Here is an 11,533-nt window from a genome sequence, read left to right on the forward strand (position 1 = left end):
TCAGAAGAGGTGGAGATTGGTGGGGGGTCGTCTTCCGCGCAGGAGGATGTAGGGCGCAGCCCGGGAAAGTCTTACTCCCAGCCGACGCAGGCCTTCGAAGGTGAGGCCCCCTTCCCGTCGGGCCTGAAGGATGCGCCGGGCGGTTTTGGGACCCAAACCCGGGACTCGTAGCAGTTCCTCATAGGGGGCCTGGGCCAGATCCACGGGGAAAAATTCCGGGTGTCTTTCGGCCCAGGCCTCTTTGGGATCCCGATCCAGGGGGAGGTTTTCTCCCGGGGCCAGCAACTCTTCGTAGGTGAAGCCGTAAAGGCGCAGGAGGTAGTCGGCTTGATAGAGTCGGCGCTCCCGGATCACCGGCGGTAGGGTCTCCGGAGAGGGGAGCGCGGGATGGCGGCTCACCGGGAGATAGGCCGAAAAATACATGCGGGAAAGGAGCCCTTGACGGTAAAGATTCTGGGCCAGGCGCAGATAGTCGTAGTCCGTCTCCGGGCCGGCTCCTACAATGACCTGGGTGGTTAGGGAGGGGCTTTTCCCGGCCTCCAGGGCCGCCTCCCGGGCCTGGACCAGGGCCGCCACCAGCCGGCGCTTTTCTTTCTCCGGGGCCAGGCGCCTCAGCGTGGCCCCACGGACGAACTCCAGATTGGCACTTACCCGGGTGGCCAGGTGTACGGCTTCTTTTATTAATTCCGGGGAAGACCCGGGAAGGATCTTCAGGTGGAGGTAGCCGGAAAAGCCGTAGCTCCGGCGGAGAAGCCGGGCCGTAGCCAGCATGCGCTCCATGGTCTCGTCGGCTGAACGCTCTACCGCGGCGGAAAGAAAAACGCCTTGGATGAGTCTCCGCCGCCAGAGCTCCAAGGCCACCTCCACCAGCTCCCGGGGTTCAAAGGCTGCCCGAGGACCGGAGGCCCCCGCCCGATTTACACAGTAGGCACAGTGGAAGCGGCAGCGGTTGGTGAGGAGGACTTTGAGAAGGGGGAGCTTGCGGCCCGAAGAGGTCTGGGCCAAGTAGATTCCGGGAAGCCGGCGGCGGCCTTCAAGGGTGGCCGGAAGTTCCGGGGAAAGTCCTGTTCCGGTGCAGGAGTGATCGTAGCTTGCCGCCGCACCCAGGATCTCCAGTTTTTCCCAGGGCGTCATAGCCGGGAGAGCCGGGCTTCCAGGCGTTCGGCGAGGGTCTCCGGGGGATCGAGGGTGATAAGGCGCAGGAGATTTTCTGGAGGGAGCTCTTCCGGGGGCTCAAAGCGGGCCTTTTGGGCCAGATAGATCTCCCAGCGGGCGTCCGAAGGTTCTCCCTCCTCCCTGGACCTCCGGGCCAGTCTTTCCCGCACCACCTCCTCCGGGGCCTCGCAGAGCACGAAAAGGACCGGCACCTCTAGCCGCCGGGCCAGCTCCAGGAGGGCCTGGCGATGGGCGCGCGAACGATAGGTGGCGTCCAGGATCACGTCCCAGCCGGCGGAAAGGTCCCTGGCGGCCCGCCGGAGGAGTTCCTCGTAGGTGCGCTCGGTCATCTCCGGGGAGTAAAGACCCGACTCGAAGGGCTCGTAGCGGTGTTCTGTGGGGGAAAGCCCGGCCAGTTCCTTGCGCACCACGTCGGAATTGTAATGGACGGCCAGAAGTCTTTCCGCAAGCGTCCGGGCTAGGAGGCTTTTGCCCGTTCCTGAAAGGCCAAAGACCACCAGGAGGAAGGGCCGGCCTCCGGCGTAACCATAGGCGAGATCGAAATAACGCCGGGCGGCGGCCAGGGCCTTTTCCCGTTCATCCTCCGGGACCCCGGGATCGGCCCAGGTGAAACAGCCGATCTTTCCCCGGACATAGGCCCGATAGCACTTGTAAAAATCGAGAATTTCGTAAAGTCCTTGATCCCCGGAAAGCTCTACATAACCTTCGATGAAGCGCCGAGAGAGTTCCGGAAGGGCGTGAAAGTCGAGATCCATGGCCATGAAGGCCAGATCCTGGGCTACGTCTCCGCAGCGAAAGCGCTCGTTGAACTCGATACAGTCAAAGACATAGACCTCCCGCAGGTCGTCGTAGCAGACATTGGCCGAATAGAGGTCTCCGTGTCCGTCCCGGATGAACCCCTCGCGGATACGGCGGGCGAAAAGCTCCGCTTTTTCCTCCATAAACCTTCGCGACCAGGAGACGATGTGCTCGTAGCGCAGGCGGGAGAGGGCCCGACCCACAAAATCCCGGGTCTGGGCGAAGTTTTCCTCCACGTTGAAGCGCACGGTCTCCAGAGAACCGTAACGGTTGACCTCCGGACCGGTTTCCGCTTTCTGAAAGAAGGGGACCAGCTTGCGTACTAGGAGATCGATGTGTTCCGGACGGAGGCGACCTTCGGCGATGAGGCGTCCCATCATGCCCTCTTCCGGAAGCCGGCGCATTTTTACCGCCCAGTCCACCACCCGGCCCTCGGCCTCCAAAACCAGCCCCCTTTCGGTCTCCATCACCGGGACTACTCCGAGATAGATCTCCGGGCAGAGCCGGCGGTTGAGGACCACCTCCCGCTCGCAGTAATATTGGCGTTTTTCCAGGGTGGTAAAATCCAGAAAGCCGAAGTTGACCGGCTTTTTTATTTTGTAAACCAGGTGGTCGGCCAGGAAGACCCAAGAAATATGGGTCTGACGGAGTTCGACCTTCTGGGGTCGATGGGGATAGGCCTCGGGCCGCAGGAGATCTTCTATTTTGAGCATCTTAGAGAGGCTATACCACGCCTGCTTCCCTCTCTCAAGTTCAATAGGCAGAGCCCAGAAGATGGCGGTTTCCCAAATGGACCCGGCGCAGGCCTGCGGCCCGGGCGATCTCTAGCGCTTGGCGGGCATGGCGAGCGGAGGTGGTAGGCAGATCGTCGAGCCAGAAGGTGGGATAGAAGGCGAGAAGGGACCAGGGAATTTCCGGGTTTAACTCTGCCAGGAAGCGGGCCAGGGCCCAGAGCTCCTCCTCGTCTACATAGCCGGGGACCAGGAGGGTAGAGGCCGTAAGCGGTGGAGGCTCCGGCCGCTTTTCCCAGAGTGCCGCCAGTTCGCGAAAGTTAGAAAGGGTTGCCTCATTGGAGACCCCACAGAGGGCCCGGTGGATTTCGGGGCTGGCCGCCTTAAGATCTACTTTGAGTATGCCTCCGGTCTCCAGGCTCAGCCGGAACATTTCTTTGAGGATACGGGGGTTTTCGGCCCCATTGGTCTCCCAGCAGATCCGCAGGGGCCGGTGGGTCTTTTCCCTGAGGGCCCTGCGGGAGAAGGCCAGGGCGTGGGGGGCCTGAGGGCCGGGATCGCCCCCGAAATAACAGATACAGGTCACCTCCGGGGTGAGGGCCTTTAACATTTCCCTGCTGCCCCGGCGTCTTTCCGGAGGGACCTTCTTGAAGTGCCAGTTCTGACAATAGAGGCAGTTAAAATTACAGGCCTCGTAAAATACGGCCAGGTTGTAACAGCCGTATTCCGGTCCCGGACGCCGGGCAAAACGGGGATAGCCTGCCCCCGTGCCTCCGGGACAAACAAAGTCCGCCACACAGTTGGTGGGGAGAGGATCCAAATACCAAGAGACCCGGGCCTCCTCCGGCCCGGCCCCCACTAGACGTCCGCCGCGATTTTCCCAGAGTCCGCAGTAGCCCCTTTCTCCCTCCGGAAGGCGACAGCGGTGGAAACAGAGGTTGCAGGGGAGGCCTGGGCCTTGCGGAGGACTTTCCGGAAGTCCGAAGGCCCGCCGACTTTCCGCATGGACCCGGGCGATTTCCGGCCACACTTCCTGGAAATGCTCTCGAATACAAGGAGCACAAAAGCCCAAACGACGGGAGATGGTTACCGCTTCCTTCCCGCAGCGCCGACAGGTCCCCATCCTTCCCATTTTATTCCCTCTGAGACTTGCCAAGAAGGGCAGGGCGGGCAAAATAGAGCCGGCATGCGGCGCTTCTTGTGGGTCAACGCCTACGATTGGCCAGAAGAAGTCCTCCTTTTTGAGGACCCGGTGGAAGTCCTTTCCTTTGAGGGTGGGGACCCTCAAGAATTTTTCGCCTCCTGTGAGGAGTATCTTCGGCAGGGCTTCTATCTGGCCGGGTTTTTGACCTACGAGCTGGGTTATTTCCTGGAGGAAAGACTCCGGCCGCTTTCCGGAAGAGTTCCGGCCTGGCCGCTGGCCCTTTTAGGGGTCTTCAAGGAGCCTCATAGGCTTTCGGGCTTGAGGCCCCCAGAGAGAAGGCCTTTTGTCCTCCGGGAGCTTGCCCTTTCGCTCACCTTTGAGGAGTATCGGGAGGCCCTCGAGAAGATCAAGGCCTATATCGCCTCAGGAGACACTTACCAGGTGAATTTCACCCTCAAGTATAGTTTTGCCTTTGAGGGTTCTGCGGAGGGGCTTTTCTGGGAACTTTTGCGCAAGCAACGGGTGCGCTATGCGGCCTTGGTGGAAGGAGAGGGCTGGGTGGTGCTCAGCCTTTCTCCGGAGCTTTTCCTTCGGCGCCAGGGGCCCCTCCTCCGGACCTCTCCCATGAAGGGCACCGCCGCCCGGAGGCCCCTTCCGGAAGAAGACCGAGAGGTGGCCCGATGGCTTTTCGGCGATCCCAAGAACCGGGCCGAAAACGTAATGATCGTGGACCTTCTGCGCCACGATCTGGGGCGGATCTGTCAGGCGGGGTCGGTCTGGGTTCCGGAACTTTTCAAGGTGGAGCCCTACCGCACCGTGCACCAGATGATCTCCACTGTGGAAGGAGAGCTCCCCCCGGGGATTTCTCTTTACGAGATCCTGGGGAGCCTTTTCCCTTGCGGCTCGGTGACCGGGGCCCCCAAAATACGCACCATGGAGATCATTGCCGAGCTTGAGCCCCATCCCCGGGGGATCTACACCGGGGCCGTGGGATTTATGGAACCCTCCGGGGATTTTCTTTTTAACGTGGCCATCCGCACCGTAGAGATCCGGAAGGGGAGGGGGGAATTCGGGATCGGTTCCGGGGTGGTCTGGGATAGTGATCCCGAGGCCGAGTGGCGGGAGTGTCTCCTCAAGGCCCGCTTTCTTACGGAAAGCCCTCCGGAGTTCGATCTGGTGGAAACCCTGCGTTTCTCTCCGGGAGAGGGTCTGAGGCGCCTGGAAAGGCACCTGGCCCGGCTTTCCCGTTCGGCGGCCCACCTGGTACGGCCCTTTCCAGAATCCAGGGTCCGCCAGGCCCTGGCCGAGGCTACCCGGGGTCTCTCCCGTCCTTCGCGGGTAAGGCTTCTCCTTTCGGAATGGGCGGAGGTGCGGGTGGAGACCGCGCCGCTTGAGGACTTTCCTCGGCCGGTGCGGGTGGGATTGGCCCGGAGACCCCGGGTGCCGGATCCGGTCTATCTTTTTCACAAGACCACCTATCGGCCCTGGTACGAGGAGGCCCGGCGCCGGGTCCAGGCTCTGGGCCTTTCGGAGATCGTCTTTTACGATGAGGCCGGGCGCCTTCTGGAAGGCACCATCACCAACATCTTTTTGGAAAGGCAGGGGCGTCTCTACACTCCGCCCCTTTCCCTGGGGCTTCTTCCGGGCATCCTGCGGGAGGAGCTTCTGGCCCGGGGAGAGGCCGAGGAGGCCGTCCTCACCCTGACCGATCTCCTTTCCGGCCGACTTTACCTGGGAAATTCCGCCCGGGGGCTCGCCCTGGTGGAGGCCCTCTATTTCCTTTAAAAACGAAGGGTGGCCTTGAGTCTCCGGGGCTCAAGAAGGAGATCCAGGGCCTCCAGGGGGCTGCGCACCAGGATATCCGCCGCCTTTAAGGTCTCTACGGCCACCCCTTCGGGAAGCATCACCGCCACGCCCACCCGGGCGATGCGCAACATCAGACGGTCGTTTAGGCCGTTTCCCAAGGCCATCACCCTTTCCGGACCGAGCTCCCGCACATAGGCCTCCTTCTGGCGGTCGAGGTGCGGTTCCGCCAGCCGATGGAACCGGCAGGGCACTCCGGAGAGTTCCCTTTCCGCGGTGCCAAAGGTGTCGGCGGTGAGGATGTGCACTTCAAGATTTTGGGAGAGCCGGAGGAGCCGCTCGCGCACTCCCTCCACCAGTCGGCCGTCCACCGAAAGGGTCCCGGTGAAATCCGAGACCAGGTGCTGGAGCTCTACCGGGCCGAAGCCCGGAATCTCCAGTCGTATCATACGCTTTTGATCTCCTTGCGGGCCTCCAGGTTTTCCAGGAGGGGTCTTACCAGGTCGATGGGTAGAGGAAAGATGAGGGTGGAATTGTTCTCTGCGGCCACCTCGCGCAGGGTCTGGAGAAAGCGCAGCTGGAGGGCCGCGGGGCTTTCGGCCATGATGCGGGCCGCCTCAGCGAGGGTCTTGGCCGCCTGGTACTCGCCCTCGGCGTTGATGATCTTGGCCCGCCGTTCCCGCTCGGCCTCGGCCTGTCGAGCCATGGCCCGCTTCATCTCCTCCGGAAGATCGATCTCCTTGATCTCTACCTTGGAGACCTTGATCCCCCAGGGGTCGGTGTCCGCATCCAGGATACGCTGAATCTCTAGGCTCAGCTTCTCCCTTTCGGCCAGGATCTCGTCCAGCTCCGCCTGCCCGCATATGCTCCGCAGGGTGGTCTGGGCCAGCTGACTGGTGGCGTAGTAGTAATCCTCCACCTGGATCACCGCCTTTTCCGGTTCGATCACCCGAAAATAGACCACGGCATTCACCTTTACCGAGACATTGTCCCGGGTGATGACCTCCTGGGTGGGGACATCCAGGGTGACCACCCGGAGGTCCACCTTGACCATCTTATCGATGACCGGGATGAGGATGATCAGTCCGGGCCCCTTAACCCCGATGAAACGCCCCAGGCGAAAGACCACCGCCCGTTCGTATTCCTTGAGGACCTTGAGGGCCGAAGCCAGGAAAAAGATGGCCAGAAGAACTATCAGAGGAAAAGATAAAGGCATAGCGCACCTCCAGAGTTTTTTAAGATTATACTAGAACGGGGACCATCTGGATTATTTGACTCAAGTCAAATACAGGTCCCGCCTGCCGAAGGTATCCTCCTTATGGGAAAATTCAGTTAAATCCAGGAGGAGGTGAGAGACATGAAGTATGCGCGGTATGTGGTTTTGTGGTTATTGTTTTTGGGCTTGGGCCCTTTCCTCACAGGTAAGCTGTGGGCTCGTCCCTCAAAGTGTGAGGAATGTCACGCCAAGATCACCCCGGGGATCGTCAAACAGTTCCAGCGTTCCAAGATGTATAAAACCCTGACCTGCGCTTCTTGCCACGGAAAGAGCCACCAGAGTGAGGCCGATGTGGACAAGGCCAAGCTTCCCACCATTGAGACCTGCAAGCGCTGTCATGCCAAGCAAGCCAAGCAGTACATGAGCGGTAAGCACTTTCTGGGCTGGGTGGCCATGGAGGCCATGCCCACCATCCACATGCAGCCCGATCCGGTAACCAAGGGACGGAAGGGCTGCGGAGGCTGCCACTCTCTCGGGGCCACTAAGGAGGCCAAGGCCAGCAAATACTATCCCAGGTACGCCATGGATTGTCAGAACTGCCACACCCGGCACACCTTCTCCGTGAAAGAGGCCCGGGAGCCCGAAGCCTGCATGACCTGCCATATGGGCTTTGACCATCCTCAGTGGGAGATGTGGTCCACCTCCAAGCACGGGGCGGCCTACCAGATAGATCGCCTCCTGGGGATCCCCATTGAGGAGCGCCGGGGGCCGCGGTGTCAGACCTGCCACATGCCCAACGGGGATCACCGGGTGATGACCGCCTGGGGATTTCTGGGGCTGCGGGTGCCGGAGGATGACCAGGAGTGGTGGCAGTGGCGGGTCTCCATCCTCAAGGCCCTGCACGTACTTACCCCGGACGGCAAGTTCACCGACCGTATTAATGTGGTCAAGGCCGGAAAGGTGGCCCGGCTTACCAAGGAGGAGTGGCAGGCCGAACGCCAGCGCATGGAAAAGATCTGCCACCAGTGCCACAACATGAATTTCGTGAAGGAACAGCTTCACCAGGCGGACATGATGCTTCGGGCTGCGGACCAGGTGATGGCCGAGGCTATTGAGATCGTGGCCGATCTGGCCCGCAAGGGCATCATCAAACACCCTGACGGGAATCCATATCCGGACCTCCTGCGCTTCTACGACACCCCTTACGAGATTGAGCAGAAGCTTTACATGATGTTCATGGAGTATCGCATGCGTGCCTTCCAGGGGGCCTTCCATATGAATCCGGACTACTCCCACTGGTACGGCTGGGCGGAAATGAAAAAGACCCTGGCGGAGATCAAAGAATTGGCCCGGGAGATGGAAGAAAGGCACGCAGCCAAGTAGGGTTCTTTCGCCGAGGGCGGGGCCGAAGCCCCGCCCTTTATCTTTTGAAGGGAGGTCTCAGGAACTCGAACATGGGCTCCGGGGAAGGGGTGTAGCCCTCGGCAGCCACCAGCCACCAGGAAGCAGGTTCGGCCAGGATCCGGCCTCGAAGGGCCGGGCTCACTCCATGGGAGTCCTCCTCCAGGTTGTAAAAGCGGGAGTCGATTCCCAGGAAACCGTCCAGGATATGGACCGCGGTGTGCAGGAGCTTGGAGAGATAGCCCTGGGGGAGATCGGCCAGCTCCAAGAGTTCCCGGTATCCTTCCCGGGAGATCTCGGAGAGGATTTCGCGTACCGCCTTGCGGTTTTCGGCCTCTAGTGCCCGGAGGCGGGGCCAGAAATCTGGAGCGTCTCCTCGAAGGGCTCCTCCTTCCGGAAACCGCAGATTTTCGTAGGAAAGGAGTTCATAGCGCTCGAGAAAGAGGCGCACTTTCTCCTGGGCCTTTTCCAGGGAGGGAGCCCGTACCAGAAAGTGGTGGAGGAAAACGGGCATCTTTTTTAAACTAGCACGCAAGTCTTGCCTTTGAAAAGGGGCGGGTTTAAATAGGAAAAACTCCCCGGGAGGAGGTCCGGAATGAGCGAGATAGAGAAGATGGTCACGGAGATGGCCCGCAAGGCCCGGGAAGCCTCCCGCTCTCTGGCCTCGCTTTCCACAGAGGTCAAAAACCGGGTCCTTCTGGAGACGGCGCGTCGTCTGCGGGAGGAAAAGGCCCGGCTCCAGGCGGAAAACGAAAAAGACCTTTCCTTCGCCCGAGAAAAAGGACTTTCCGCGGCCCTGATCGATCGTCTCACCCTCTCGGACAAGGTCATCGAGGGCATGGCCCGAGGGCTGGAAGAGGTGGCGGCCCTGCCTGACCCGGTAGGGGAAGTGGTCAAGATGTGGCGCCGGCCCAACGGCCTCTGGGTGGGCCGGATGCGCATCCCTCTGGGAGTGATCGCCATGATCTATGAAAGTCGGCCTAATGTGACCATCGATGCCGCCGGTCTGTGTTTTAAGAGCGGAAACGCGGTCCTCCTGCGCGGGGGCTCGGAGGCTCTGCACTCTAACTTGGCTCTGGCCCGCATCTTTCAGGAGGCCTTGAGGAGCGCCGGGGCCCCGGAGGAAGCCGTCCAGGTTATCCCTACCACGGATCGGGAGGCGGTAAATGTGCTCCTGAAACTCGACCAGTATATAGACCTCATCATCCCCCGGGGAGGAGAGGGGCTTATCCGCTTCGTGACCGAGAACTCCCGGATCCCGGTCCTCAAGCACTACAAGGGCGTCTGCCACGTCTATGTGGACAAATACGCCGATCTGGAGATGGCCCGGAGGATCGCGGTAAACGCCAAGGTTCAGCGCCCCGGGGTCTGTAACGCTATGGAGACCCTTCTGGTACATCGCCAGGTGGCCGAAAGTTTTCTCCCCTTGGTGGCCGAAGACTTTAAGGCCCATGGGGTGGAGCTTCGGGGCTGTCCCGAGACCCGACGCCTTATCCCCTGGGCCAAGGAGGCCACGGAGGAGGACTGGGAGGCCGAGTATCTGGATCTCATCCTGGCGGTGCGGGTGGTGGGCTCTATGGAAGAGGCCTTAGAGCATATTGCCCGCTACGGCTCCAACCACACAGAGTCCATCGTCACCGAGGACTATCGCCGGGCCATGCGTTTCCTGCGCGAGGTGGACGCCTCGGTGGTCATGGTCAACGCCTCCACGCGCTTTAACGATGGAGGGGAGTTGGGCCTGGGAGCGGAGATCGGAATCTCCACCACCAAGCTCCACGCTTATGGCCCCATGGCCCTGGAGGAGCTTACGGCTCTCAAGTTCATCGTCTTCGGGGAGGGCCAGATCCGGAAATAGGGGCTCAGCTCTTGCCCAGAAATTCCCGGATTTCCTGGGCGATGCCTGCCACCCAGTGGCGGGTTTCTTCTTCATCCAGGGTAAGGATTTGGCCTTCCCGCATGAGCCATTGTCCGGCCACCATGACCTCGCGCACGGCCCCGGCCCGGGCACTATAGACCAGAAGGGCCAGGGGGTCGTGGACCGGGGCCAGATCGGGCCGGGTAAGATCCAGGACCGCAAGATCGGCCTCGTAGCCGGGCTCAAGCCTTCCGCAGCGCTCAAAGCCCAGAGCCCGGGCCCCCTCCTCGGTGGCCATCCTCAGGATCTCTCGGGCCGGAAGGACGGTGGGGTCTCGCCGCAAGCCCTTCTGGAGGAGGGCCGCAGTGCGCATCTCCGAAAGGAGATCAAGATCGTTGTTGCTGGCCGGACCATCGGTGCCCAGGGTGACCCTTACCCCGGCCTCCAGCATTTCCGGCACCCGGGCCACTCCGGAGCCCAGTTTGAGATTGCTTTCCGGACAGTGGGCCACCGAAACCCCCTTTCGGGCCAGAAGTTCTATCTCTTCATCGGTGAGTTCCACGGCATGGGCCACATGGAGGTTTTCCCCAAGGAGACCCAGGACCTCTAGATGGGCCACCGGACGGCGCCCGTAGCGTTCAAGGCACTGAGAGACCTCCTCCGCGGTCTCCGAAAGATGGATATGAAGCCGGGCCCCGTAGCGTTCGGCAAGTCGGGCGGCCTTTTTCAGGGTCTCGGGTGAACAGGTATAGACCGCATGGGGCATGACCATGACCCGGATGCGGGGATGGCCCGCAAAGGCCCGGAGCAGATCTTCGGTAAGACGCAGGCCCTCCTCCAGCGGTCCGTAGCCCGGGGAGGGAAAGTCAAAAAGTCCTTCTCCCAGGGCGGCCCGGACCCCGGCCTCCTCTACAGCCCGAATGACGTAGGGTTCGAAGAGATACATATCACAGACGGCCGTTATCCCGGACCGGAGCATTTCGCACAAGGCCAGCTTGGCCCCCCAGTAAACCCATTCGCTCCGGAGCCGGCTTTCTACCGGGAAGATGTATTCGTGAAGCCAGGTCATAAGGGGAAGGTCTTCGGCCAGTCCCCGAAAGATGGTCATGGAGGCGTGGGTGTGGGCGTTCACCAGGCCGGGGAAGATCAGGGCCTCCCCCAGGTCCTCTACCGGAACCGCGGGGTAGCGCTCCCTAAGTTCCTGGGCCGGCCCCACTTCTATAATGCGTTCTTTACGAATGAAGATGGCCCCTTGGTAAAGGGGTTCCCGATCCCAGGCCGGAAGGACCCAGGTGGCCTTAATCAACTTTTCTTCTCTCATCGAGACGAAACTCCTCTTTGAAAATTTGGGGAGGCTCTTTTTTCTTTTCCCAAAAACCCAGGGCCTCCAGAAAAGAAAGGTACTCCTC

The 11,533-nt window shown here is 61.0% G+C and carries 10 protein-coding genes; 3 read left to right on the forward strand and 7 right to left on the reverse strand.

The genetic code is table 11. The features are described 5' to 3' along the window. From FVE67_RS08185 to FVE67_RS08195, 3 genes are read right to left on the reverse strand one after another with little or no spacing between them, the layout of a single operon-like run. Nucleotides 1–1,134: a putative DNA modification/repair radical SAM protein gene (locus FVE67_RS08185; RefSeq protein ID WP_168720112.1), complete on the reverse strand. Its 1,134-nt coding sequence runs from the start codon at nt 1,132–1,134 to the stop codon at nt 1–3. Further along, nucleotides 1,131–2,687: a bifunctional aminoglycoside phosphotransferase/ATP-binding protein gene (locus FVE67_RS08190; RefSeq protein ID WP_168720113.1), complete on the reverse strand. Its 1,557-nt coding sequence runs from the start codon at nt 2,685–2,687 to the stop codon at nt 1,131–1,133. The genes FVE67_RS08185 and FVE67_RS08190 overlap by 4 nt, the downstream gene beginning before the upstream one ends. A 40-nt stretch (nt 2,688–2,727) precedes the next feature. Next, the gene (locus FVE67_RS08195) at nt 2,728–3,837 is read right to left on the reverse strand and encodes a radical SAM protein (protein WP_246167884.1); all 1,110 of its coding nucleotides are present in this window, start codon (nt 3,835–3,837) and stop codon (nt 2,728–2,730) included. Between the two features lie 54 nt (nt 3,838–3,891). Here FVE67_RS08195 and pabB point away from each other — a divergent pair, with 54 nt between their 5' ends. Then, nucleotides 3,892–5,634, forward strand: a complete 1,743-nt coding sequence (gene pabB / locus FVE67_RS08200) for an aminodeoxychorismate synthase component I (RefSeq protein WP_168720114.1) — start codon at nt 3,892–3,894, stop codon at nt 5,632–5,634. On the opposite strand, the gene FVE67_RS08205 is transcribed toward pabB, so the two are convergent. Then, the gene (locus FVE67_RS08205) at nt 5,631–6,101 is read right to left on the reverse strand and encodes an HAD family hydrolase (protein WP_168720115.1); all 471 of its coding nucleotides are present in this window, start codon (nt 6,099–6,101) and stop codon (nt 5,631–5,633) included. The two genes, pabB and FVE67_RS08205, sit on opposite strands and share 4 nt — an antisense overlap. Beyond that, nucleotides 6,098–6,868 carry a slipin family protein gene (locus FVE67_RS08210; RefSeq protein ID WP_168720116.1) on the reverse strand — a complete coding sequence of 257 codons (771 nt, stop codon included), beginning with the start codon at nt 6,866–6,868 and terminating at the stop codon, nt 6,098–6,100. The genes FVE67_RS08205 and FVE67_RS08210 overlap by 4 nt, the downstream gene beginning before the upstream one ends. Before the next feature lie 141 nt (nt 6,869–7,009). Between FVE67_RS08210 and FVE67_RS08215 the strand changes: the two genes are divergently transcribed. Further along, nucleotides 7,010–8,251 (forward strand): multiheme c-type cytochrome, encoded by a 1,242-nt coding sequence (locus FVE67_RS08215; RefSeq protein ID WP_168720117.1) that lies wholly within the window; start codon nt 7,010–7,012, stop codon nt 8,249–8,251. A 37-nt stretch (nt 8,252–8,288) separates the two neighbouring features. Here the strand turns inward: FVE67_RS08215 and FVE67_RS08220 are convergent, their stop codons facing one another. Then, on the reverse strand, nt 8,289–8,783 hold the full coding sequence (locus FVE67_RS08220) for a hypothetical protein (protein ID WP_168720118.1): 495 nt from the start codon (nt 8,781–8,783) through the stop codon (nt 8,289–8,291). A gap of 81 nt (nt 8,784–8,864) precedes the next feature. On the opposite strand from FVE67_RS08220, the gene FVE67_RS08225 reads away from it, so the two are divergent. Then, nucleotides 8,865–10,124, forward strand: coding sequence for a glutamate-5-semialdehyde dehydrogenase (locus tag FVE67_RS08225; RefSeq protein ID WP_168720119.1), 1,260 nt, complete (start codon nt 8,865–8,867; stop codon nt 10,122–10,124). 4 nt (nt 10,125–10,128) lie between these two features. On the opposite strand, the gene FVE67_RS08230 is transcribed toward FVE67_RS08225, so the two are convergent. Continuing rightward, entirely contained in the window at nt 10,129–11,445 is a 1,317-nt protein-coding gene (locus FVE67_RS08230; protein ID WP_168720120.1) for an amidohydrolase, read from the reverse strand. Nucleotides 11,446–11,533: the final 88 nt, after the last annotated feature.

This window comes from Thermosulfurimonas marina, assembly GCF_012317585.1.
GTDB classification, from domain to species: domain Bacteria; phylum Desulfobacterota; class Thermodesulfobacteria; order Thermodesulfobacteriales; family Thermodesulfobacteriaceae; genus Thermosulfurimonas_A; species Thermosulfurimonas_A marina.